Origin of the sequence: Streptomyces smyrnaeus (genome assembly GCF_017676345.1) — a bacterium.
GTDB classification, from domain to species: domain Bacteria; phylum Actinomycetota; class Actinomycetes; order Streptomycetales; family Streptomycetaceae; genus Streptomyces; species Streptomyces smyrnaeus.
In genome coordinates, this window is the sequence record NZ_JAFFZM010000011.1 from 22,132 (window position 1) to 44,546 (window position 22,415).

Genomic DNA, 22,415 nt, shown 5'->3' on the forward strand with positions numbered 1-22,415 from the left:
ATATGAAGCTCGCAGTGGTCGGCGGAGGCTCGACCTACACCCCCGAACTCGTCGACGGCTTCGCACGGCTGCGCGAGGTGCTGCCGATCGATGAGCTGACGCTGATCGACCCGGCCGCCGAACGGCTGGAGCTCGTCGGCGGCCTGGCCCGGCGCATCTTCGCCCGGCAGGGCCATCCCGGCACCGTGACCACCACGGCCGACCTGGACGCGGGTGTGGACGGCGCTGACGCCGTACTGCTCCAGTTGCGGGTCGGCGGGCAAGCGGCCCGGGAGCGGGACGAGACCTGGCCGCTGGAGTGCGGTTGCGTCGGCCAGGAGACCACCGGCGCCGGCGGCCTGGCCAAGGCGCTGCGCACCGTGCCGGTCGTCCTCGACATCGCCGAGCGGGTCCGCCGCGGCAACCCCCACGCCTGGATCATCGACTTCACCAACCCGGTCGGCATCGTCACTCGCGCGCTGCTGGCCGCCGGGCACAAAGCGGTCGGTCTGTGCAACGTGGCGATCGGCTTCCAGCGGAAGTTCGCAAGGCTGCTCGACGTCGCCCCCGCCGAGGTGCACCTGGACCACGTCGGGCTCAACCACCTCACCTGGGAGCTGGGCGTGCGCCTCGGCGGCCCGGACGGCACCGATGTGCTGCCCAGGCTCCTGGCCGAACACGGCGAGGCCGTCGCCGACGATCTGCACCTGCCGCGCACACTGGTCGACCGCCTCGGTGTCGTCCCCTCCTACTATCTGCGCTACTACTACGCGCACGACGAAGTGGTGCGCACCCAGCGCGACAAGCCCACCCGTGCTGCGGAAGTGGCCGCCCTGGAGCGGCAGTTGCTTCAGATGTACGCCGACCCGGCCCTGGACACCAAGCCCGAGCTGCTGGCCCGGCGCGGTGGCGCCTACTACTCGGAGGCCGCCGTCGACCTGGCCGCCTCACTGCTGCGCGAGGGCGGCAGCACCCACCAGGCGGTCAACACCCTCAACCGGGGAACGCTGCCCTTCCTGCCCGACGACGCGGTGATCGAGACCCAGGCCCGCATCGACCGGGACGGCGCCCACCCGCTGCCGGTGCCCGCCCTCGATCCGCAGTTCACCGGGCTGATCGCCCATGTGACCGCCTACGAGGAGCTGGCCCTGCGGGCCGCACTGCACGGTGGCCGCGACCGGGTCTTCAAGGCGCTGCTCGCCCACCCGCTCGTCGGCCAGGTCGAGTACGCCGAACAGCTGACCGACCAACTCCTCGCACACAACAAGGAGCACCTGGCGTGGGCCTGAGCCGACCCCGTCCCACGACACCCCCCGCCACCCGTACGGTGGCGCCCCCGGCGGGTCGGCACGGCCCGGCGGACCCGGCCCCGGCCGTGCTCGCCATCGACGCGGGCAACAGCAAGACCGATGTCGCGCTGCTGAGCGCGGACGGCAGCGTGCTCGGCACCGCGCGGGGCGGCGGCTTCCGGCCCCCCGCGGTGGGGGTCGCCGCCGCCGTGGACGTACTGGCCGAGACCGTCGCACGGGCCCACGCGACAGCGCGTGCGACGGCCGGGGCGACGCACGCGGCAGCCGGGACAGCGCGAGCGACGGCCGGGCAGGACGGGGCCGGGGCCGCCACCCCGGCCCCTCCCCCGGTACGCCAGGTGATGGCCTGCCTGGCCAACGCGGACCTGCCCGTGGAGGAGGCGCAGCTGGCCGGTGCGCTCACCGACCGCGGCTGGGGTGAGCGGGTCACCGTGCACAACGACACCTTCGCGGTGCTGCGAGCCGGGCTGACCGCCCACGACGGCGACGCGGCGCCGCGCGGGGTGGCCGTCGTGTGCGGCGCGGGCATCAACTGCGTCGGTATGCGGCCCGACGGGCGCACGGCGCGCTTCCCCGCCATCGGCCGGCTCTCCGGTGACTGGGGCGGCGGTGGAGGACTGGGTGAGGAGGCGCTGTGGCACGCGGCCCGCGCCGAGGACGGCCGCGGCGAGCCGACCCTGCTGCGCACGGCACTGCCCGCACATTTCGGGCTGGACTCGATGTACGCGCTGATCGAGGCGGTGCACCTGGGCCGTATCCCCTACGCACGGCGGCTGGAGCTGGCTCCGGTGCTCTTCGAGGTGGCCGCCCGGGGCGACGCCGTCGCGGACTCGCTGGTGGCGCGGATGGCCGAGGAGGTCGTCACCATGGCGGTGGTCGCGCTGCGCAGGCTGGACCTGCTTGAGGAGGAGGTTCCGGTGCTGCTGGGCGGCGGCATCCTCGCCGCGGGCCACCCCCTCCTCGACGACCGCATCACCCGGCTCCTCGGGCAGCGCGCGCCACGGGCCCTCCCCCGCGTGGTGCGCGCCCGCCCGGTGCTGGGCGCGGCCCTGCTGGGGCTCGACGCGCTCGGCGCCCCGGTGGCGGCACACGAGCGGGCGCGCCACTACTTCGAGCGGGCCCGTCCGGCAGATCCCGTGGGGCCGCCGGAGGGCGCGGACACCCCGGCCCCCGGGGCCGGAGCGGCCACCGGCTGACGCGTCGCCGGGCGGGCTCCGCTGGACGGGGGCTTCCCGTCCCGCCGCGCGCCGTCGAGGGGCACTCCCGCGGTCCGGGAGGGAGGATGGGAGGGGTACGGCCCGGGCCAGGGAGGTAGCCGTCGTCGTGAGGAACCGCGAGGAGCCGCCCGAGGAGGACGCCGACGGCGCGGTAGGGGTGAGCCTCTCCCCGCCCGGCGGGCTCCTGGATGTGCTGGCTGTCGGTGCCGTGGTGCTGGACGAGCGGGGGCGGATCGTGCTGTGGAGCCCGCAGGCCGAGCAGTTGTTCGGGTATACGGCGGCGGAGGCGCTGGGCCGGTACGCGGCCCCGCTGCTGGTACCGGACGAGCAGATCGAACTCGTGCTCCGCCTGTTCGACCAGGTGATGCGGGAGGGGAAGAGCTGGGCGGGGGTCTTCCCCGTCAAATGCAAGGACGGCCGGGTCCGGCTCTTCGAGTTCCGCAACATGCGGCTCCACGACGACCAGAGCGCCGTCTACGCGCTGGGCCTGGTGACCGACCGGGCCGCGCTGCGCGAGGTCGAGCGCGACCTGGCCTTCTCGACGCTGCTGATCCAGCAGTCCCCCATGGGTATCGCGGTCCTGGACACCGATCTGCGGTACGTCTCCGTCAACCCCGCCCTCGCCCGACTCGACGGGATCAGCGAGGAGGAGCATCTGGGCAGGACCGTCCGCGAGGTGCTGCCCCCGTCGCACGCCAGGGACGCCGACGCCGTGCTGCGGCGGGTCCTGGAGACGGGCGAGCCGGTCATGGACCGGGAGGTGCTGGGCGGCGAGACCCCGGCGGGCGAGGGCCACGCCTGGTCCGTCTCCGTCTACCGGCTCGACGACTCCGGCGGACGACCGCTGGGGCTGTCCATCTCGGTCACCGACATCACCGAGCGGCACAAGGCGGCGATCCAGGCCGAGCAGGCCCGACAGCGCCTCTCGCACCTGGCCGAAGCGTCCGTACGCATCGGCACCACGCTCGATCTGGAGCAGACGGCCCGCGAGCTGGCCGAGATCACCGTGCCCGAGCTGGCGGACATCGCCGCCGTCGATGTGCTCGACGCCGCCGTACAGGACCAGCCCGTCCGCATCCCCGAGGAGGAGACCGCCACCTTCCGCGCGCTCGCGCTGGTCTCCGCCTACCCCACCGTCGCGGCCGAGGCCGCCGACCCGCCGGGCCAGGCCGCCCGCTACAGCGCCGAGCGGCTCATCACCCGCTGTGTCGCCACCGGTCAGCCGGTCGCCGTGCCCGCCGTCCAGCAGGAGGACCTGCGCGGCATCGCCCGCGACGAGGACTCCGCCGCTCTGCTGGCACGCGCGGGCGTCCACTCCTATCTCGCGGTGCCCCTGATCGCCCGCGGCGAGGTACTGGGCGCGCTGGATCTCAAGCGCACCCGCAATCCCAAGCCGTTCGACCACGACGACACCATCCTCGCCTGCGAGCTCGCCGGCCGCGCCGCCGTCTGCATCGACAACGCCCGCCTCTACCGGCAGCAGCACAACATCGCCCTCACCCTGCAGCGCAGCATGCTGCCGACGCCTGCCACCACCTCCACCAGACTGCGCATCGCCTCCCGCTACCAACCGGCCGGAGCACACAGCGAGATCGGCGGCGACTGGTTCGACGTCCTCCAACTGGCGGAGGAGTGCACCGCGCTGGTGGTCGGCGACGTGATGGGCAGCGGCGTCACCGCCGCCGCCACCATGGGGCGGCTGCGCACCGCGACCCAGACGCTGGCCCGGCTGGCGCTGCCGCCGGGTGACGTGCTCCGCCACCTCGACCAGATCACCGCCGGTCTCGACCCGTACTTCGCCACCTGCCTGTACGCGGTCTACGATCCCCACCGCCACCGGTGCCGGGTCGCGTCCGCCGGCCATCTGCCACCCGTACTGGTGCCCGCGCGGGGCGAGCCCCGGCTGGTCGAGCTGCCCACGGGCCCGCCGCTGGGCATCGGCGGAGGCGAGCACGGCACCGTCGCCGTCGACCTCCACCCGGGCGACCTGCTGGTGCTGTACACGGACGGACTGATCGAGACCCGGCGCGACGACATCGAGGACCGGCTGGAAGTGCTGCTGGACCTGCTGCGCACCGAGGCCGGTTCCGGCCGCTCCCTGGAAGCCGTCTGCGACCACCTCCTCGAATCGCTGCGCAGCCCGGACAACCACGACGACGTGGCGCTGCTGCTGATGAGTCCCACGGAGTGACGAAGGGCCGGGCGGCGGGGGCGCTCGGACGCGGACCGGGAGGCGGCGGCGCAGGACGCGCCAGGGGTGAACGCGGGACCGGCCGACCGCGGACGTAGGGTCGGGCGGTAACGGGGCCGTGGCAGGATGCGGCCCGTCATGGCTGGAAGGCGACCGTGACTGCGAACACCGAGCACCCGTCCCTGCTGGATCTGCCCCCGCTGTCCGCGGAGCATTTCGCCGCCGTCGAGGACAAGATCGCCTCGTTGCTGCGGACCCGCTGCGATGTCGTGGCGATGCAGGGCGAGGCGCTGCTGCCACTGGAGGCGTGCATCCGCTCGGCGGCGCCACGCGGCAGCACGGCCCTCAATGTGATCACCGGGCCCTACGGGGAGACGTTCGGCGGCTGGCTGCGCTCGTGCGGAGCGGAGGTCGTCACCGTGACCGCGCCGTTCAGCGGTGCCGTCGCCCCGGAGCAGATCGCCCGGGCGCTGCGGGAGAACCCGGAGATCGGTCTGGTGAGCCTCGTCCATGCCGAGGCGGCGACCGGCAACACCAACCCCGTCGCGGAGATCGGTGCGGTGGTGCGCGAGCACGGCGCGCTGCTGATGCTGGACGCGGTCGCGTCGGTGGGTGCCGAGCCGCTGCTGACCGACGCCTGGGGAGTGGACCTGTGCGTCATCGGCGGCCAGAAGGCGCTGGCGGGCCCCGCGGGGGTCTCGGCCGTGTCGGTCAGCGCGCGGGCATGGGAGCGGATCGCCGCGAACGAGCAGGCGCCGCGCCGCTCGTACCTGTCACTGCTCGACTGGAAGGAACGCTGGCTCGACGGCGGCCGGACGGCACTGCCGCACGCCCCGGCGCAGTTGGAGATGCTGGCGCTGGAGCAGGCCGTCGACCGCGTGGTCGCGGAGGGCCTGGACGCGTCCATCGCCCGGCACCGGGCGGCGTCGGCGGCGGTGCGGGCGGGCGCACGGGAACTGCCCGGACTCGACCCGTACGTGGTGCGGGACCAGGACGCGGCCCCGGCGGCGACGACGCTGCGCGCACCGGCGGAGGGCGTGGACGCGCGCGAGGTGGTGGCCGCCGCGCTCAAGGCCGACGCGCGGGTACCGCTGCAGGCCGCTGCGGGGCCGTTGGCCGCGGAGGTGCTGCGCGTCAACCACTACGGACAGGCGGCCGAGCGCACGCTGGTGCTGGACTCGGTGCGGGCCCTGGCCACCGGACTGCACACGCTGGGTGTGGCCGGCGCCGAGAGCGCGCAGGGCCGGGCCCTCGACGCGGCGGACGCGGCCTGGGGCGACACCTTCGCGGCCTGACCCGCGAGGAGCAGTCGGGGCGGACCGCTCCCGGCGGGTCGTGCCCGCGGGCCGCGAGGTATCTCGCGGCCCGCTGCTCACTCCGGCCAGGGCGACTCCAGCACGGCGCGGACGAAGTCGCCACGCCGGAAGTGCGGGTCGTAGTGGGCGAGGACGTCGGCCTTCACATTGCCGAACGCCGTCTCCGGCTTCGGCTCCACACCGTCGGCGAACGCCCGCAGGATGCGCTGCTTGAACGCCGGGCGTGGGTGCATGGCGACCACGGCCTCGCGGTCCGCCGCGTCGATCTCGTCGTACGCGAGGCCGAGCACGTCGTACTCCACACCGGCCGCCACCAACGCCACCTCGGGTTCCATGAACTCCGGGATGCCCGGGGTGGTGTGCAGGGCGATCGCCGTCCACACGCGCCGGACGGCGTCCTCGGGAACCCGGCGGGCCTCCAGGAAGCGGCGGGCCTCTTCCGCGCTGTCCACCTCGAAGCGCCGCCCGCTGTCGTGGAACGGCTCCCCCAGGCCCACATCGTGGAAGAGCGCTGCGACATAGAGCAGTTCCGGATCGAAGTCGAGCCGGCGGGCGCGTCCCAGGAGGCTGCCGAAGAAGTACACCCGGCGCGAATGGTCGTAGATCAGATCGCCGGTGGTGTCGCGCACCAGTTCGGTGGCCTCCGCGGCAAGTCGGGAGTCCGGCACGCTCACCCCTGCCGGTCCGTGCTGTTCAGCCATCGGCCTTCGGCCTCCTTTTTCGTACCGCCGCTCGTCGGTGCCGCCCGCGGTGCGGTCAGTGGCCGCCGGGGGTGGGTTCCAGAACGAGGACCGGGATCTCCCGGTCGGTCTTGCGCTGGTAGTCGGCGTAGTCGGGATACGCCTCCACGGCACGCTTCCACCACACGGCCTTCTCCTCGCCGGTGACCTCGCGCGCCGTCATGTCCTGCCGCACGGGCCCGTCCTGGAGCTCGACGCGGGGGTCGGCGACCACGTTGTGATACCAGACCGGGTGGGTGGGAGCCCCGCCCAGTGATGCCACCACCGCGTACTTCCCGCCGTGCTCCACCCGCATCAGCGGCGTCTTGCGGACCTTGCCGCTCTTGGCGCCCTTGGTGGTCAGGACGACGACGGGCATACCCCGCATCGTCGTGCCCTCGGTACCACCGGAGCGCTCGTACAGCTCGACCTGGTCCCGCACCCACTGCTCGGGGCTCGGCTCGTACTCACCCTCGATCGGCATGCTGCGTACGTCCCCTCATCGGTTCTGCTCCACTGCCCGGGTCCGGTCGGACCCTTTGGGCTCTGCCCGGCTGCGGCCTGCTCAGCCGTGGCCTTCCCGGCTTACCACAGGCGAGGGTGGCGTACACGTACCGAGGAGCGGGCCAGGGTCGGCCGAGACGCCCGCACGGGGCGGGGATAGCGTGGCGGGGAACGTGCCGATGGGCACGTGATCGGTACATTCACCCGGAGGTAGAGGCTCCCGTGGCCCGAATAGAGGACGCACGCAAGACCTTTGACAAATTCGACCGGAACGGCGACGGCTACGTCACCCCGGTCGAGTTCCAGCAGGCCATGGTGGAGCTGGGAGACCGGCACTACACCGTGAGCCTCGCGGAGGCCATCGTGAAGACACGGGACGGGAACGGCGACGGCGTTCTGTCCTTCGAGGAGTTCTTCGAGAAGGCCAAGGACCTCTGACGAAGTCCGAGAGCCGGTGAGGGCGGGTGTCCCACGGCATCCCGCCCTCGCGCGCACCCGGCGGCCGCCCCAGCGGGCGGCCGCCTCCTGTCGTTCCGGCCCCGACCCGGCGCGCCGCCGCCTGCGGAAGCGGAATCCGGTCGGCCCGGTACCCCAAGGCACGTACGCCGCACGGAGGTTGAGGCACACGGCACGGCACCGTGCCGGCTGCCCTCGCCGTGGCCCGCCCGGAGGGCCGCCGTAGAGTGGCGGTCAACAGATCGTTGGCCCCGGCGGACCACCGGGGCGGATTGCGTGGGGCACTGATGGCGGAAATCGGGGACGAGCAGCGGCCACTCAACACCGGCACGGCGCACTCCGCGCGGGTCTACGACTACATCCTGGGCGGCAAGAACCACTACGAGGCCGACGTCGCGGCCGGTGACGCCATGATCCAGGTCTGGCCCGCGCTACCGGTGCATATGAGGGCCAACCGGGCTTTCATGCTGCGCGCGAGCCGCTACCTCGCGCGCGAACGGGGAATTCGGCAGTTCCTGGACATCGGCACCGGACTGCCCACCTCTCCCAACCTCCACGAGGTCGTCCAGGAGGTGGAGCCCACGGCCCAGGTCGTCTACGTCGACAACGACCCGATCGTGTTGAACTACGCGCAAGCGCTGCTCGCCAGCACCCCGCAGGGTCGTACCACCTACGTCCACGCGGACATGCGGGACCCGGACGCCATCCTCGGCTCCGCCGAGTTCCGAGCCACCTTGGACCTCGACGAGCCGATCGCGCTGCTGGTCATCGGGATGCTGCACTTCATCCATCCCTCGGACGACGACCACGGGCTGCTCCGCAGGCTGCTGGAACCGCTGCCGGCCGGCAGCTATCTCGCCGCGACCATCGGTACCGCCGACTTCGCGCCGGAGGAGGTCGGTCGGGTCGCCGAGCAGTACGCGGCGGAGGGGATGCCGATGGTTCTGCGGACACATCAGGAGGCGTCCGATTTCTTCACCGGTCTCGAACTGGTGGACCCCGGCGTGGTCCAGGTCCACAAGTGGCGCCCCGGTCCGGACGACGAGCCCGTACGTGACGAGGACATCGCCATGTACGGCGCCTTGGCCCGCAAGCCCGACTGAGAGCCCACTGGCCGACCGGATCCCTCCACCGGCACGAACGGACCCGGCACGAACCGGGCGGACCGCAACACGCGGGGGGGCGGCGACCGCCGTCATCACCCGGACCCTGGCCGATGTGGAGAACCGTGCACTCGACGGCCTGCCCGCCGAGGCAGTCACGGGTTTCTACGCGCATCTGGACGCGCTGGTGGAAGACTGGCCGCTCTAGGCACCGGCGCGCAGCCGGCGAACGCATGGACCGACGGCGCGCAGTCCGGGGCCGCATGGCCGGAGTTGGGCGGCGGGGTCCGACGGAGGACGCGGAGTGCGGTGGCGTACCGCCCTCAGGCGTTCACTTTCGCCTTCGCCGCGCCCGGTCGGGGCTTCTTGCCGCTCTGCCCTTGTTCCTCGGCGGGCTGCTCCTTGGGGCCGAGGACTTCCGCGCTCGCCTCGGCTGCGATGTCGTACAGCCCCTCGTTCACCTCGTGAGCGGCGCGCTTCGCGTCCGCGGCCAATTTCACCGACGTCTTGACAGCGCCTCGGACGACCGGCCTGAGTACCTTCTTGACGAGTGGAGCGGAGATCACTCCGACCACGAAGACAGGAAATACGGGAGGCATGGCGATTCGTTCCTCTCAGACCTTTTCCGTTCGCGGACCCTCTGCCATTTCGAGCATAAGGGGCCAACGAGCACCCAGCCAGGGCGGCCCATCCCTTTCACCCTTTCGAGTATTCAACGGTCGATATCGAGCTTTTCCGTTCCAATGTGAAAGGCGGGGCCGTGGGGAAAATTGAGGCTGTTATTTTCTAGGAAACGCGCGGACGCGCGGATCCGATCTGGAAGGACCCATGTCCCAGAAGACAGAGACCACAACGGACAACGTGCTCTACTCCGCCCAGGTGCGGCACGAGGACGGGCGGTACACATTGACGGTGACCGATCTGGTGAACGACACCGTTCAGGTGTTCCCGGTGGCGAAGAAGGCCGTGGACCGGCTGCCCTTCTATCTCGACATGCTCAAGAGCAAGCTGTCGTGAGAACCCGATGTTGAGCGACCGGGGCTGAGCCCGACGAGCGAAGTGGGCGCCGCTGCCCGTCGAGGGCAACGGCGCCCGGCTCCGCGCCATGTGGCGGATCGGCGCCGGAAGAGCGTGCACGACGCCCCCCGGCGCGCCGTGGACTCAGCGCGCCTTCGACGTGGCGGAGCGGCTCTTGGGAACCGTCTTCCGCTCCGGCTCGGCAATGTCGTCCAGAACAACCTCGGCGCCCGCCTCGGCGGCGATATCACGCAGTTCGTCGTTGAGTTCGTGAGCGGCCCGACGGGTATCCGCAGCCAGCTTCAGCGATGTTTTCACCACACCACGGACAGCAGGCTTGGCCACCTTCTTCGCGAGTGCGGATACGAGAATACCCGCCATGAAGGCAGGAAGTACGGGCATAGGATTCGTTTCCTCTCCGGGGAAGCGGGATACGCAGGCTGAAGCCTAGGCCACAGATCACGCCCGGCTTCCCGGATTCACCCGTACGGGTATTCGCCGCCATGGATTCACCCCTTTTCAGTCAACCGACCGATGGGGTGCAGGGCGTGTGACGTGCCCGCCGAGCGGCGAAGTCGGGCACCGCCGCGTGGCGGACGGATGAGCGCGGCCGTCCGCCACGCGGGCCGGAACGGCCTCAACCGTTGATGCTGAAGGAGCCGTCGAAGGGCGCCTGCTTCAGACCGCCGAAGAACGACTGACCAGCACAGTTGATGCCCTCCTTGAGCAGATCGACGCGGAACTTGCCGTGGAGCCTGGCGCCGGCGAACGCGCCGTCGGTGACGCTCCCGTCGACGGTGGCGCTGTTGAACATCTGCCCCGAGATGGTCAGCGAGAGGGTGCTCTTGAGACTCTTACCGTCCTTGGTCTTCCACTCGATCGTGCCTGCGCCCTCGGTCGGGACGTCGCCCCCGCCGACCACGCACGACATGGGCGCGTCGAACGCCCCGTTGAATTTGGCCGTGGCGATCTGCCCGCCCTCGGGCGTCGATCCGCTGCAGGTGCGGTCCTGCCCGCTGTACTGCACGTTGGTCTCCCTGGGCACAGGCACCGGAAGCAGGCCGGGCGAGAAGTACGCCCTACCCCCGGCCTGGCAGGACACGCTCGCCGCGACGGCGGCCTGGTCCGGTGCGGGGGCGGGGGCCTGCGCCGCGTACGCGGGCAGGGCCGGTAGAGCAGCCGCAACGGCGGCGACTGCGACAAGCGCGGAACCCAGCTGACGCGCGGGAATTCGGACGGCCACGAAAGGTCTCCTCCCTGAAGGGGCGAGTCGATGCGGAGCAAGCAAAATCCGCGCAGGTGGGCCCGATCAAGAAATCCGGGCAAAACGCATCCATAGGGGTGATGCGGGGGCATTGGGACGCACAGCTGCATCCGGAGCGCGACGACGCCCGGTCGAGACTCCGATTCCTGTACCGGTTCTAGTATCACGAGCATGGTGAGGACTCCTTTGACTCCGTGGGAACGGGAACGCGGTGAGCGGTTCGGCGCACTGCTGCGTCAGGCACGGGGCGACCGCAGCATGGTGGAAGTCGCCGCGGCGGCCGGCGTCTCGGCGGAGACGCTGCGCAAGATCGAAACCGGACGTGCACCAACTCCGGCCTTCTTCACCGTCGCCGCTCTCGCCGCCACGCTGCAGGTGTCCATGGATGTCCTGGCGGCGGCGTGCGCCCCGAGCCCGGACACGGACGCGACCCGGGCCGAGCCGGCTCTCTCGGCCTGACAGCGGCCATCAGTTGGCCCGGAGCCGGGACTTGCACGCTTCTTCGGCTTCCCGACTGCTTCGGCAGGGCGCCCGACGACAGCCGCGCCACGTCGCGCGCGTCGCGTCGCGTCGCGCCACGTCGTGTCGGGCTGCGTCGGCCGTGTGGTGGGCGACCGGAGACGCCGAGGATCAGGTCCGGCGTGCGGCCCACACGGTGCGCTCGGTGCGCACCGCCAGGTCGTCCCGGCGCAGGATGCTGTGCGGGCTACCGGTGTCGAGGAGTTGGTCGAGCGCGGCGAGGTCCTCGGTGGAGAGCGCCTGGGCGGCGGTGCCGCGGATGCGTCGCAGGCTGCCGAGCGCATAGCGACCGACCGCTTCACTGCGGGAGCCTTCGATGTTGACGGCGATGGTGCGTTCGCCCTCGACCGTGAACCCGGCGGCGGTCAGCATCGGCCCCCAGTCGGCGCCGCGGTGGGGGACGTGCTCGGCGTGGAAGCGGTCGGTCGCGGCGTGGCAGCGCTCTTCGAGGCCGGGCCTGTCCTCTGGGGCGTCTTCGGGCAGGAATCGGGGGAAGCCGGCCAGTTCCACGACGGCGAACAGGCCGCCGGGCGCGAGCATGTCGTGGACGTTGCGCAGGGCGTGCGCGGGGTGGGCCATGTGGTGCATCGAGGCCGAGGCCCACACCAGGTCCGGGGAGCTGAGGTCGGGCCAGCCGGCATCGTCGAGGTCGGCCTGCACGGTGAGCACCCGCTCCCGCACGCCCCGGGCGACTGCCTTGTCGCGCAGGCGCTGGAGGTGTCCTGCGGAGGTGTCGACGGCGGTGATGTGCGCCTCGGGGAACCGGTCGAGCAGGGCGAAGGTGCCCGCCCCCGTGCCGCAGCCCAGATCCACGATCCGGCGCGGGTCGCTCTTCAGCGGCAGCCATGCGGTGATGGATGCCGTGTGCTCGGCGAGAACCTCGGCGTCCAGGTCGAGGATCTCCGCTTGGCCCTCGGCGTCGGCGCCGTGCTCCTGGTGGTGGTCGTGCTGGAGGCCGGGGTGGGTCGTGTGCTGGTGCGCTTGGGTCATACCGGCACGCTAAGCCGGTGTTGCGCCAGGGGCACGGCTGCTTTCGCTTTACGCAAGACGATGGCTCTCCGTGCTGCCCGTCGCGCAAGACGCCGCGTCGGCCGTCCCGTGGCGCGGGCCCGCGCCGTCACTCACGGGCGCCCGAGGGAGCACGGTCTCCGGCCTCGTACTGGTGGCCGCGGCGGGCGTCGCGGTCGAAGATGCCCAGGATCTCGCACGGTCCGCCCTCGGCTCCGATCGCGTGGGGCAGCATCGTGGGGAACTCGGCGGCCTGGTTGGTCTCGATGCGGAAGCGGCGGTGGCCGAGCATCAGGCTCGCGGTGCCGGACAGGACGACGAGCCATTCGCGGCCGGGGTGGGCGCGCATACGCGCGGGGTTGTCGGGCGGCGGTTCGGTCATCCGCTGACGCACCACGCTGATGCCGGGGTCGCCCTTCATGGGCCAGCGCATCAGACCGTGGGCGCCGTCGATCATCGGGCTGATGACGACATCGTCGGCGGCGGTTTCGACGAGCTGGTCGAGCGTGGTGTCCAGGGCGCGGGCGAGGATGACGAGCTGATCCAGCGCAAGGCGGCGCCGACCGTTCTCGATACGACTCAGTGAGGACTGGCTGAGGTTGGCGCGGTTGGCCAGCTCTTCCAAGGACCAGCCTTGTGCGACGCGCAGCGCGCGGATCCGTTTGCGAACGAGGCTGTCGAGCTCTTCGCCTTCTTGCGTCATGAGCAACATCGTATGCCGTAACGGCAACCCAGGGGCGGTCGTGGGGGGGAAGGTTTGTGGAACCGAAGCCGCCTGTCCTGCTCCACTCCCTCGCACGCTGCAGCAGTCAGTCCGAAGGGCTGCTCCGGCTGGCCGAACGGGAGCCCGCGCTGATCTCTTTCGCGGAGGCGTTCACGGTGGCCACGTCCCGTGGGTAGGTGCGCAGTGCGGTCAGCCCCAGCGCCGCCGAGGCGAGAAGAGCGACGAGGAAGACCATCAGGGTGTACTCCAGCCCTGTTCCGCCGCCGCCGAAGACCGCGACGGAGACGAAGCCGAACACCGTGGGCGCGGCCGCTTCACCAAGGGTGCGCAGAAAGGTCCGTACGCCCTCCGCGGTACCCCACATGTAGGGATGGATGATGTCCAGCCGCGCGGCGTCCAGTGGCGGGTTGACCGCCCCCAGCAGGACGGCACCGGCCATGAACAGCGGCAGCGCCGCGAGCAGCGCGCTGGTGTGCAGGGCCGGTGCGACGAGCAGGGGCACGCCGACCAGGCCGACGACGGGCACCAGGATCCGCGCGGTGATCCAGCCGTTGCTCAGCAGCCGGTCGGCGACGCGCCCTCCGACGAAGACACCGACCAGGGCGCCCGCGCCCACCACCAGCACCAGCGATCCGGCGATGGAAGTGCTGACACCGTAGTGCTCGGTCACGAACACGGTGGCGAAGGAGCGCAGGCCGGTGAAGTAGAAGTAGCCGAGAGCCGAGGCCGTGATCAGTACGAGGTTGGTGCGTACCCGCAGCACATAGCGGATGGCCCACCATCGGGGCTTTTTCCGGGGGTCCTCGTGCAGCACCAGATGTGCTACAGGTTGCACGCCCGCGCGTTCCGCGGCCTGCCCGGCCAGTCCGTCACCACTGCCCTCATCTCCCGCACCGCTGCTCTCACTGTCCGAGGTCTGCCCGTTCCGGGTGCGGGCGTCCGGGTCCGGCTGTGCCTGGAGCATGCTCTGTTCGGCGCGGGCCGGTTCGGGCAGCCGGGTGACCGCCCACACGACCAGCGCGCCGGGCACGACGAGCCACCAGAAGGAGAACCGCCAGCCGAGCGACTCCGCGACCAGGCTGGAGGCGGCGAATCCCAGGCCGGTGCCGATCATTTCGCCACCGAGGATGAATCCGAGCATCCGGGCACGCTTGTGCGCGGGGAAGAAGTCTCCTGTCAGCGAGGAGACCGTGGGCCCGGCGGTCGCGGTGACCGCGCCGAGCGCGGCGCGCGAGACCAGGAGCCACAGATACGAGGGCGCGAGAGCCGACATGCCCGTGGCCACCACCCACAGCGTCGTACTGATCGCCAGCAGGTGGACCCGGCGCACCCGGTCGGTGAGCAGCCCCACCGGGACCGTGCAGACGGCAGCCGTCAGCGAGACGACGGAGACCAGGAGGCCGATGTCGGTGTTGTTCACCCCGAACGCGGTCTTGATGCCGGGCGCGGCGACCGACAGCGCACCCTTGTCGGCACCGTCCATGGCCAGTACGGCGCCCAGCACCGCGACGACCCTCGCCTGATCCGGTCCGCCCAGCGCCCGCACCGCTCTGTCCCGCCAGGCGTACGTCATCGGGCCGCTCTGCTGCCCCGGCCGCGCCCTGGGCGCCGGCCGCGAGCGGGAGGTTCCCGCACGTTCTTCTCCTACCGCTTGCGGCATCTTTCAGCTCGCACGAGGGCCGTCCGTCGCCTCGCGCCGCCTGCCCGCCCAGCGCCGGCAGTGCTGCTGCTCATGGAACACCGTTCCCCACCCGCGTCTTGAAGGACCCGGTGGAGCGGGGCGGCATACGTCCGGTCGGCCGCCGACCGGAACCCGTTCGCCACACGGGACGGCCGTGCACCGGCCACGAGGAGACGGCCGACCGGGTCCGAGGCACGCAGGGCGCGCCGCCCCGGTGCCGGACGTGGTGGTGATCCGGTCCCCGTCCGGTCCCGGTCCCGGCCGTGTGCTTCGGTGTTTTGGCCGTGTTCGGGTATCCGGCCGTTCTCCCCGGCTGTGTACCCGCAGAGCGCCACGAGCTTCGGGCAGGTTCCAGGTGACACCCACGGTGGTACAGAGGGCAGCATGCCCAACTTCCGGTCCCGTTCTCTCTCCTTCAGTGCGCTGCGGTGCGTTCCTGTCGGTGTGGCCACACTGTTGTTCGGCATCGGCCTGCTGAGTGCTTGCCGCGCCTCCGACTCCTCCCTGTACGCAGGTCCGGACGAAGCCTCCGTCACACCTTCCCGTAGCTTCTCCACCGAGGTCAGCGCCTCCCCGACGGGCTTGTCGTCGTCCCTGCGGAACGGGCTGACGGCCTTGGACACGGCGGAGGAGGCCGTGCCACGCGGCACCGCCTATCACCTCGTGCGCGACGACGAGGGCACACCGGAGTGGGAGATCAAGGTCAGGTCGAAGAGCGGCTCCGAGTGGTCCGTGAGCGTCTCGGACGACGGCACGAAGGTCACTGGCGAGCACGAGGACAAGAAGCCCGACGACAACGCCGACAAGCTCGGCAGCTTCCGGGTCACGATCCAGGAAGCCGTACGGAAGGCGGGCACGCGACACCCCGAGCAGCGTCTGCACTCGGCCGTCACCAGCAAGAACACTAAGGGCGAGGACATCTGGAAGGTCACCGTCACCGAGGGCACCACCGCCGAGGCGCCGCGGGCCCAGACGCTGATCAATGCCAAGACCGGCAAGGTCACCCGCGGCGAGGCCGGAGAAGCGACCCCGAGGGCGTAGTCACGGCCATGGACCGAGCAGGTCGGAAGAGCAGAAGCTGCGGGGCAGGGAATCGGCACTTTCAGCCGGCGATGCACACAATGCGCACCTGCGCGAGGGGCGCCGCGCGTCGCCACTTGCGGTCCTCGTGCCGGACCGGTCCTTCAGGAGTCCCCCGAGCCCCCACCGGGGCGGGCGCGGTCGGTACCACGAGTGCGGCCCTCCTCGGTCAGCGGACCCATGGTCGGAGAGGTGTCCAGCAGGACGATGCCCGTCAGCGCCAGCGCGGCGCCGACGGCTGCCACGGCGCCCATCGGCCAGCCGAGGCGTACGTGTTCCCCGAACAGCACCGTGCCCACGACGATGGCCACGGCCGGTTCCGTGGAGTCGATCACCGGCATGGTGGCGGCCAGCGGGCCGGACTGGAACGCGCTCTGGATCAGCAGCAGGCCGCTGATGCTCGCCGCTACGAGCAGGTAGGTCTGCCAGGCGGTGAGGAGCGCGAGGGGATCCTCACCGAGTTGATCGACCGTTGCGGCGAGGAGGACGGACTGCAGGCCCATGACCAGGCCGCCGGCGAGAGCCATGCAGGAGGCCCGGGCCGGTCCGGTGAGCGCGCGGCTGCACAGGAGGGCGCCAACGGTCAGCCCGCCGACACTCCCGAGCGCGAGCAGCCACCCCTGGGGGCTCGCCGTCGGGCTGTCACCGCCCGGGCGCGCGGCTGACAGGGCGCTCGCCAGGCCGAAGGTCACCGCGGCGGTGCCCAGCCAGTCGCGCCCTGCCAGGTGCGTCCGGCGGATGTACGCCGCCAGGGGAATGGCGAAGAGGAGTTCGCTGACGATGAGTGGCTGGACGAGGCTGAGCGGACCCCGGGCGAGGGCGAGTGCTTGGAATCCGTAGGCCAGGAACGCCAGTGCGATACCGGCCAGCCACATCGGTTGCCGCAGCAGCCGCAGCAGGAGCCGGAAGGACAGCGCTTCGTCGTCAGGGCGCCGGGCGGCGGCCCGCTGCTGGAGCACCCCGGCCACGGCGAAACACGCGGCGGCGGCGAGCGAGGCGGTGACAACCCACAGCACGTTCTCAACCGGTCCCGAACGCGCTCGGCGGCGCCACCTGGCGCCATACCGGCACCAAGTCCTCGATCAGCACCTGTGACCACGTCCGCTGACGCGCGCGGGCGGTGGCCGCGGCGCGGCGCCCCATCGCGGCACGTACGTCCGGATGTTCCACCAGTTCGGCCAGCGCGGCGGCCCAGCCCAGTACGTTGTCCTCCGCCACCAGGAGCCCGTCCTCTCCCGGTGCCGCGAGCCACCGGGTGGTCCGGGCCCCGGTAGGCAGGACGACGGGGAGTCCGCAGGCCATGGCCTCGCCGACCACGTTGCCGATCGTCTCCGTGCGGGACGGCAGCGCGAAGATGTCACATCCGGCGTACACGCGTCCCAACTGGTCCTGGCTCACCGTGCCGAGCAACGTCACATCGGGACCGAGGAGCCTATGGACCCGTGCGCTCTCATGACCGGCGCCGGCCACGACCAGGTGCACCGGCCGCCCCTCGTCGCGCAGCCGCCGGACGGCCTCCGCCAGCAGCATCAGCCGCTTGGAGGCGTCGGCTCTCCCGGCGAAGAGCACGATCGTACGGCCGGCCGGGACGCCATGGCGCCGGGTCAGTTCCCCGCGTATGTCCGAGCGCTGGGCCCCGCCGGGACGAAACCGGCCGTGGTCGACTCCACGGCCGAGGAGGGACACCCGTTCGGCACCCACCACGGCTGCGGTGTCGGCGCGTTCCTGCTCGGTGGGGACCAGAACCCGATCGCACGCCCGCAGCAGCCGGTCACGGTGCAGCCGGACGAGCCGGGCGCTCAGCTCACCGAGCCGCGCCCGGACCGCGTACGGTGCCAAACACCCGGGCATCGAACCGAGCACTTCGTGGACGTAGAAGACGGTGAGCGCCGGAACATCGGTGTGCACTGAGCCCACCAACCCGGGCAGCGTCGGCGTTCCCGCTCCGCGCTGCTCACGGCGCTGCTTCCGGCGGAACTTCCGGCGGAGCCGGACGGCGGTGTTGGCGAAGGAGAACGTGTGGGTCAGGTGCCATACGTCGTGCAGGGGAAGCAGCCCGCGCAGCGCCGGGTGGAGCGGCGAGAGATCGCAGACGTCGGTCCCGGTGTCGCGGACCAGGGGCGCCGTACTCAGCACCGGTGGCAGGGAAACGAAGCGCACGGCCTGCGAGAGTGGTTCGATACGGGACGCCTCACCCAGCGTGTAGACGGTGAGGTCGACTCCCAGCTCTGCCGGGCTCGTCGCCGCAGCCGCCTCGGCGAACCGTTCCCAGCACTTGACGTGGCCGCCCGCGCTCGGCGTTCTGACCAGTTCCAGGAGCACCGCGACGGACGGCACCCCGGACAGCGACCCCGCGTCGCGCAGCATCCCGACTGCACTGGCGGGTGCCCTCTTCGACCGATCGCTCATGGACGCCCCTCCAGCCTCCCAGCCTCGTCGGCCCGGCACACGCAGCCGGTGGACACGCCCGTGGACACGTCCGTGGTCACCCGGGTAACCAGCGATCCAGCTCGGATGGCCGCATCCGGGCGCCCGGGCGCCCGGAGCTCGGATGGCCGTATCCGGTACCGGGCACCCGGGAAATACCGTCCACACGCGGTTGCGGCCGGTTGTTCGCCCGGCCCGCTCCGGTCGGCCGCGCTGCGCCACTCGCGTGCACATCGGTGCCGGACCAGCCGCTCCGCCAGCAGCGGGGTACCCGTTGGTATGGCCGGTGAGACCTCGGCTGCGCCACGTTCGACGACGGAGCAGACAGACGAGGGAGCAGAGAGAGGAGCCCCGGATGCCTACCGGAAGAGTGAAGTGGTTCGACTCGGACAAGGGCTACGGATTCATCGAACAGGACGAGGGCGGCCCGGACGTGTTCGCCCACCAGACGAACATCGACGTCGAGGGCTATCGGGAGCTGACGGAGGGGCAGCAGGTGGAGTTCGAGGTCACCCAAGGACAAAAGGGACTCCAGGCCGAGCACATCCGCCCCCTGTGATGATGGACGCCGCGATACGGCGCCCTGCGACACGCGGCAGGGCGGAACACTCCAGCCGGTGCGGCCGCCCCGGCTGCCGGGGCACTCAGTGACGGTACGCGGCCGACGCGATGCGAACGAACGACCGGATCAACGGGTTGGTGTCGCCCTCGTTCCACACCGCCACCACCCGGCTCGGCGCCATGTCGGTCAGCGGCACCACGGCCAGCTCCGCCGGCAGGTCGTCGCCGAGCGGGGCCAGGCCGACCGTGCCGTTCCACAGCACGGCCTGCAGGCACTCCTGCACAACGCGCACCACGGGGCCCTCGCGCGGTACGCCGCCGTTCCAGTACGACTGCCAGATCGGGTCGGTTCCCGGCGGGAACTGGAACCAGCGGCGCTCGCCCAGGTCGGCGATCTGCAGCCGGTCGCGGCGGGCCAGCGGATCGTCGGCGCGCAGGACTGCGCCGACCGGATCGCTGCGCAGCTCGCGCACCGTCAGGGCGGTCTGGTCGAACGGCGCCCGGGTCAGGGCGACATCGACCAGCCCGGCGCGCAGTCCGCAGGTCGGGTCGGCAAGATCGGTGTTGCGGACGCGGATGTCGACGCCGGGGTGGCCGCGGCGGAAGGCGGCGGCCAGCCTGGTGATGCCCCGATCGGTGCTGTCGCCCAGGATGCCGACGTCGAGGGTCGCGGCACCGGCCGCCGCGGTCACCCGGGCGCGGACGCGCTCGGCCTGCTCGAGCAGCGCCCGCGCCTCGTCGAGCAGCACCGCGCCCGCAGGCGTGAGTGTGACCCCGGCAGGTGAGCGGGTGAACAGCAGGGCACCGACCTCGGCCTCCAGCTGCTTGATCGCCCGGCTCAGCGGCGGCTGGCTCATGTGCAGCCGAGCAGCGGCCCGCCCGAAGTGGAGCTCCTCCGCGACCGCCACGAAGTAGCGCAGGGTACGTAGCTCCACACTGCAACGATATCCGCAAGGTATCGGCGTCGCGGAATCGGCCTTGGACAGTCGCAGCGCACCGCAGACCGGCCCCACCGTGTCGGTGCGGCAGCCATCCTGAACCCGGCGGGACGAGACCGCCCGGCATGGGTCCGGCCGCGTGTCACTGGTTGGGGAAATGGGGTCTCCCTGATGCCGCTCAGGTCATGCGAGCCAGGCTGAGCTGCGACCGGACCGGCCTTCAGGCGCGGGTGTAGGTGAGGAAGGCCGCCCCGCTGTCCAGAACGGTGTGGCCCGTGAGATTCCAGACGCGCGGATCGAAGGCGGCCGTGCGGCCGAAGAGGGGTATGCCGGTGCCGGTGGTCAGCGGGCCCAGTTTGACAATGAGCCGGTCGATCTCGCCGTACAGGGCGCCCGCCAACTCGCCGCCGCCGATCAGCCAGATGTCCTTGCCGTCCTCCTGCTTCAGCTCCCGCACCTTCGCCACCGGGTCGCCGGTGACCAACTCCACGGCCGGGTCGGGGCTCTCCGCCAGGGTGGTGGAGAACACCAGGTGCCGCAGGTGCGGATAGGCGTCGGTGATACCGGCGTCCAGGCCGATCTCGTACGACTTGCGTCCCTCGAGGACGGTGTCGAAATGGGTGCCCTCTGCTGTGACGGACAGTGCCTCCCTGGCCGGGGCGGGCAGCGTCTCGGGATACTCGGTGGCCAGGTGCTGCACATAGTCGTCGGGGATCGGCCAGAAGCCGTCAGGGCCTGTGGGGTCGGCGCCGTCGGGCCCGGCGATGAAGCCGTCGAGGGTAGCGGCGATGTAGTACACGAGTTTGCGCACGGAACGTCCCTTGTGGATCGGCAGGTCGGTCGCCCTCCGACCGGTCGGCCGACGGGGGCTCTATGATCACCGCGCATCCGGACCGGGACAATACTCGGCTGCGGAGCAGCTACGACTCCGAGCGTTCCACCGTGACCGGCACACGGCAGAAGGCTGCAGCATGGCCATCCGCGCCGGCCGCCCAGAGGTAACACGGGTATCGAAGTGTCACGTGCGTAACAGATGCGTGACTGCCCACGTCCTGCGCGAGAGACTGTCCGATACGGACGAATGTCGATCAGAAGTTCGACTGACGTACTGTCAGAAAACTCAGCGACGACTCAGTATCAGCCCCGACAGTCCCCGCTCCGAGGCGCCGCGGAGCGCCGGGACCAACACACCTTGGATCCCTCGCAAATCTGTTGTGACCTGCGAAAATACCGGTCACGGCGGTAGCTGCTACCCTCTCCCGGAGGTACACATGAGAATGCTGATCAACGTTCCCGAGTCCGTGGTGCCCGACGCGCTGCGCGGGATGGCGGCGGCTCATCCCGAGCTGACGGTGGACGTGGACAAGCGGGTGGTGGTCCGCAGGGACGCGCCCGTCGCCGGGAAGGTGGCGCTGATCTCGGGTGGCGGCTCCGGGCACGAGCCGCTGCACGGCGGGTTCGTGGGGCCCGGAATGCTGGACGCCGCGTGCCCGGGCGAGATCTTCACCTCTCCCGTCCCCGACCAGATGGTCGCGGCAGCCGCGGCCGTGGACAGCGGCGAGGGCGTGCTGTTCATCGTCAAGAACTACACCGGGGACGTACTCAACTTCGACATGGCCGCGGAACTGGCCGAGGACGAGGGGCTGCGCGTCGGCAAGGTGCTGGTCGAAGACGATGTGGCGGTCACCGACAGCACGCACACCGCCGGACGCCGGGGAACCGGCGCCACACTGTTCGTCGAGAAGATCGCCGGCGCGCTCGCCGCCGAGGGAGCGCCGCTGGAGCGGGTGGAGGCGATCGCGCGCCAGGTGGCCGACTCCGCGCGCAGCTTCGGAGTGGCGCTGAGCGCGTGCAGCACGCCTGCCAAGGGCGGCCCGATGTTCGAACTGCCGCCGGGCGAGCTGGAGTTGGGCGTGGGCATCCATGGAGAACCGGGCCGCGAGCGCCGGGCGATGATGACCGCGGGTGAGATCGCGGACTTCGCCGTCGACGCCGTGCTGGAGGACCTGCGGCCCGAGGAACCGGTGCTGGCGCTGGTCAACGGCATGGGCTCGACACCGCTGCTGGAGCTGTACGGGTTCTGCGGCGAGGTGCACCGGGTCCTGGCTGAGCGACGGATTCCGGTCGCCCGTACTCTCGTCGGCAACTATGTGACCTCGCTGGACATGGCGGGCGCCTCCGTGACGCTGTGCCGGGCCGACGAGGAACTGCTGCGGCTGTGGGACGCGCCCGTGCGCACCCCGGGGCTGCGGTGGGGCGTCTGAGGTCTCGCCGGGCGGCGCCACGGCACGACATCAGCGGACAGCGGACAGCACGGCGTTACAGCATGAGGGCAGGCACCAGCACTGCAGGGCATCCGCCGCAGTGCTGGTGCCATCAACAGCACCACGACCGGGACAGC

At 71.3% G+C, this 22,415-nt stretch carries 23 protein-coding genes; 11 read left to right on the plus strand and 12 right to left on the minus strand.

All coding sequences use genetic code 11. The features are described from left to right. Window positions 1-2 precede the first annotated feature (2 nt). From JW613_RS18780 to JW613_RS18795, 4 genes are all read left to right on the plus strand, one after another. Window positions 3-1,268: a 6-phospho-beta-glucosidase gene (locus JW613_RS18780; protein ID WP_209211989.1), complete on the plus strand. Its 1,266-nt coding sequence runs from the start codon at window positions 3-5 to the stop codon at window positions 1,266-1,268. Then, window positions 1,259-2,485, plus strand: coding sequence for an N-acetylglucosamine kinase (locus JW613_RS18785; RefSeq protein WP_435853306.1), 1,227 nt, complete (start codon window positions 1,259-1,261; stop codon window positions 2,483-2,485). The genes JW613_RS18780 and JW613_RS18785 overlap by 10 nt, the downstream gene beginning before the upstream one ends. A gap of 127 nt (window positions 2,486-2,612) precedes the next feature. Continuing rightward, window positions 2,613-4,697, plus strand: coding sequence for a SpoIIE family protein phosphatase (locus tag JW613_RS18790; protein WP_209211990.1), 2,085 nt, complete (start codon window positions 2,613-2,615; stop codon window positions 4,695-4,697). A 155-nt stretch (window positions 4,698-4,852) separates the two neighbouring features. Beyond that, complete coding sequence (locus tag JW613_RS18795) at window positions 4,853-5,992, plus strand: pyridoxal-phosphate-dependent aminotransferase family protein (protein ID WP_209211991.1); 1,140 nt, start codon at window positions 4,853-4,855, stop codon at window positions 5,990-5,992. Between the two features lie 77 nt (window positions 5,993-6,069). Here JW613_RS18795 and JW613_RS18800 read toward each other — a convergent pair whose 3' ends face one another. Together JW613_RS18800 and JW613_RS18805 are read right to left on the minus strand one after the other, a co-directional pair. Then, window positions 6,070-6,714, minus strand: coding sequence for an HD domain-containing protein (locus JW613_RS18800; RefSeq protein ID WP_209211992.1), 645 nt, complete (start codon window positions 6,712-6,714; stop codon window positions 6,070-6,072). A 55-nt stretch (window positions 6,715-6,769) separates the two neighbouring features. Further along, window positions 6,770-7,216, minus strand: coding sequence for a nitroreductase family deazaflavin-dependent oxidoreductase (locus JW613_RS18805; protein WP_209211993.1), 447 nt, complete (start codon window positions 7,214-7,216; stop codon window positions 6,770-6,772). A gap of 242 nt (window positions 7,217-7,458) precedes the next feature. On the opposite strand from JW613_RS18805, the gene JW613_RS18810 reads away from it, so the two are divergent. Beyond that, entirely contained in the window at window positions 7,459-7,674 is a 216-nt protein-coding gene (locus tag JW613_RS18810; RefSeq protein ID WP_099877873.1) for an EF-hand domain-containing protein, read from the plus strand. Between the two features lie 305 nt (window positions 7,675-7,979). Further along, window positions 7,980-8,795 (plus strand): SAM-dependent methyltransferase, encoded by an 816-nt coding sequence (locus JW613_RS18815; protein WP_209211994.1) that lies wholly within the window; start codon window positions 7,980-7,982, stop codon window positions 8,793-8,795. 323 nt (window positions 8,796-9,118) lie between these two features. On the opposite strand, the gene JW613_RS18820 is transcribed toward JW613_RS18815, so the two are convergent. Then, window positions 9,119-9,394 (minus strand): DUF5132 domain-containing protein, encoded by a 276-nt coding sequence (locus tag JW613_RS18820; RefSeq protein WP_209211995.1) that lies wholly within the window; start codon window positions 9,392-9,394, stop codon window positions 9,119-9,121. A gap of 229 nt (window positions 9,395-9,623) precedes the next feature. Here JW613_RS18820 and JW613_RS18825 point away from each other — a divergent pair, with 229 nt between their 5' ends. Continuing rightward, window positions 9,624-9,812 (plus strand): hypothetical protein, encoded by a 189-nt coding sequence (locus tag JW613_RS18825; protein WP_209211996.1) that lies wholly within the window; start codon window positions 9,624-9,626, stop codon window positions 9,810-9,812. Window positions 9,813-9,956: 144 nt separating this feature from the next. On the opposite strand, the gene JW613_RS18830 is transcribed toward JW613_RS18825, so the two are convergent. Both JW613_RS18830 and JW613_RS18835 read right to left on the minus strand, forming a co-directional pair. Continuing rightward, window positions 9,957-10,193 carry a DUF5132 domain-containing protein gene (locus tag JW613_RS18830; protein ID WP_099886278.1) on the minus strand — a complete coding sequence of 79 codons (237 nt, stop codon included), beginning with the start codon at window positions 10,191-10,193 and terminating at the stop codon, window positions 9,957-9,959. Window positions 10,194-10,449: 256 nt separating this feature from the next. Beyond that, window positions 10,450-11,055 (minus strand): hypothetical protein, encoded by a 606-nt coding sequence (locus JW613_RS18835; RefSeq protein ID WP_209211997.1) that lies wholly within the window; start codon window positions 11,053-11,055, stop codon window positions 10,450-10,452. Between the two features lie 192 nt (window positions 11,056-11,247). Between JW613_RS18835 and JW613_RS18840 the strand changes: the two genes are divergently transcribed. Then, window positions 11,248-11,535: a helix-turn-helix domain-containing protein gene (locus JW613_RS18840; RefSeq protein ID WP_209211998.1), complete on the plus strand. Its 288-nt coding sequence runs from the start codon at window positions 11,248-11,250 to the stop codon at window positions 11,533-11,535. 171 nt (window positions 11,536-11,706) lie between these two features. Here the strand turns inward: JW613_RS18840 and JW613_RS18845 are convergent, their stop codons facing one another. The 3 genes from JW613_RS18845 to JW613_RS18855 form a co-directional block, all read right to left on the minus strand. Then, a complete protein-coding gene (locus tag JW613_RS18845) occupies window positions 11,707-12,585 on the minus strand; it encodes a class I SAM-dependent methyltransferase (RefSeq protein WP_209211999.1) in 879 nt (292 codons plus the stop codon). A 127-nt stretch (window positions 12,586-12,712) separates the two neighbouring features. After that, window positions 12,713-13,306, minus strand: coding sequence for a helix-turn-helix domain-containing protein (locus tag JW613_RS18850; RefSeq protein WP_359236224.1), 594 nt, complete (start codon window positions 13,304-13,306; stop codon window positions 12,713-12,715). Between the two features lie 106 nt (window positions 13,307-13,412). Further along, on the minus strand, window positions 13,413-14,900 hold the full coding sequence (locus JW613_RS18855; RefSeq protein ID WP_209212001.1) for an MFS transporter: 1,488 nt from the start codon (window positions 14,898-14,900) through the stop codon (window positions 13,413-13,415). A 552-nt stretch (window positions 14,901-15,452) separates the two neighbouring features. Here JW613_RS18855 and JW613_RS18860 point away from each other — a divergent pair. Then, the gene (locus JW613_RS18860) at window positions 15,453-16,049 is read left to right on the plus strand and encodes a PepSY domain-containing protein (RefSeq protein ID WP_209212002.1); all 597 of its coding nucleotides are present in this window, start codon (window positions 15,453-15,455) and stop codon (window positions 16,047-16,049) included. Between the two features lie 143 nt (window positions 16,050-16,192). Here JW613_RS18860 and JW613_RS18865 read toward each other — a convergent pair whose 3' ends face one another. Together JW613_RS18865 and JW613_RS18870 are read right to left on the minus strand one after the other, a co-directional pair. Further along, the gene (locus tag JW613_RS18865; protein ID WP_209212003.1) at window positions 16,193-17,104 is read right to left on the minus strand and encodes a DMT family transporter; all 912 of its coding nucleotides are present in this window, start codon (window positions 17,102-17,104) and stop codon (window positions 16,193-16,195) included. A gap of 4 nt (window positions 17,105-17,108) precedes the next feature. Beyond that, on the minus strand, window positions 17,109-18,497 hold the full coding sequence (locus JW613_RS18870; protein WP_245225939.1) for a glycosyltransferase: 1,389 nt from the start codon (window positions 18,495-18,497) through the stop codon (window positions 17,109-17,111). A 373-nt stretch (window positions 18,498-18,870) separates the two neighbouring features. Here JW613_RS18870 and JW613_RS18875 point away from each other — a divergent pair, with 373 nt between their 5' ends. Further along, complete coding sequence (locus JW613_RS18875) at window positions 18,871-19,074, plus strand: cold-shock protein (protein WP_209212004.1); 204 nt, start codon at window positions 18,871-18,873, stop codon at window positions 19,072-19,074. Window positions 19,075-19,159: 85 nt separating this feature from the next. On the opposite strand, the gene JW613_RS18880 is transcribed toward JW613_RS18875, so the two are convergent. After that, on the minus strand, window positions 19,160-20,011 hold the full coding sequence (locus JW613_RS18880; RefSeq protein WP_307865943.1) for a LysR family transcriptional regulator: 852 nt from the start codon (window positions 20,009-20,011) through the stop codon (window positions 19,160-19,162). A 223-nt stretch (window positions 20,012-20,234) separates the two neighbouring features. Then, window positions 20,235-20,825: a dihydrofolate reductase family protein gene (locus JW613_RS18885; protein ID WP_209212005.1), complete on the minus strand. Its 591-nt coding sequence runs from the start codon at window positions 20,823-20,825 to the stop codon at window positions 20,235-20,237. A 460-nt stretch (window positions 20,826-21,285) separates the two neighbouring features. On the opposite strand from JW613_RS18885, the gene dhaK reads away from it, so the two are divergent. Beyond that, a complete protein-coding gene (gene dhaK / locus JW613_RS18890) occupies window positions 21,286-22,278 on the plus strand; it encodes a dihydroxyacetone kinase subunit DhaK (RefSeq protein ID WP_209212006.1) in 993 nt (330 codons plus the stop codon). The last annotated feature ends 137 nt before the right edge of the window (window positions 22,279-22,415 follow it).

Coding starts and splice junctions, on each gene's coding strand:
- JW613_RS18850 (WP_359236224.1), bottom strand. CDS start 13,306: ATGACGCAAGAAGGCGAAGAGCTCGACAGCCTCGTTCGCAAACGGATC.
- JW613_RS18815 (WP_209211994.1), top strand. CDS start 7,980: ATGGCGGAAATCGGGGACGAGCAGCGGCCACTCAACACCGGCACGGCG.
- JW613_RS18855 (WP_209212001.1), bottom strand. CDS start 14,900: ATGACGTACGCCTGGCGGGACAGAGCGGTGCGGGCGCTGGGCGGACCG.
- JW613_RS18800 (WP_209211992.1), bottom strand. CDS start 6,714: ATGGCTGAACAGCACGGACCGGCAGGGGTGAGCGTGCCGGACTCCCGA.
- JW613_RS18830 (WP_099886278.1), bottom strand. CDS start 10,193: ATGGCGGGTATTCTCGTATCCGCACTCGCGAAGAAGGTGGCCAAGCCT.
- JW613_RS18845 (WP_209211999.1), bottom strand. CDS start 12,585: ATGACCCAAGCGCACCAGCACACGACCCACCCCGGCCTCCAGCACGAC.
- JW613_RS18870 (WP_245225939.1), bottom strand. CDS start 18,497: ATGAGCGATCGGTCGAAGAGGGCACCCGCCAGTGCAGTCGGGATGCTG.
- JW613_RS18820 (WP_209211995.1), bottom strand. CDS start 9,394: ATGCCTCCCGTATTTCCTGTCTTCGTGGTCGGAGTGATCTCCGCTCCA.
- JW613_RS18875 (WP_209212004.1), top strand. CDS start 18,871: ATGCCTACCGGAAGAGTGAAGTGGTTCGACTCGGACAAGGGCTACGGA.
- JW613_RS18825 (WP_209211996.1), top strand. CDS start 9,624: ATGTCCCAGAAGACAGAGACCACAACGGACAACGTGCTCTACTCCGCC.
- JW613_RS18805 (WP_209211993.1), bottom strand. CDS start 7,216: ATGCCGATCGAGGGTGAGTACGAGCCGAGCCCCGAGCAGTGGGTGCGG.
- dhaK (WP_209212006.1), top strand. CDS start 21,286: ATGAGAATGCTGATCAACGTTCCCGAGTCCGTGGTGCCCGACGCGCTG.
- JW613_RS18780 (WP_209211989.1), top strand. CDS start 3: ATGAAGCTCGCAGTGGTCGGCGGAGGCTCGACCTACACCCCCGAACTC.
- JW613_RS18840 (WP_209211998.1), top strand. CDS start 11,248: ATGGTGAGGACTCCTTTGACTCCGTGGGAACGGGAACGCGGTGAGCGG.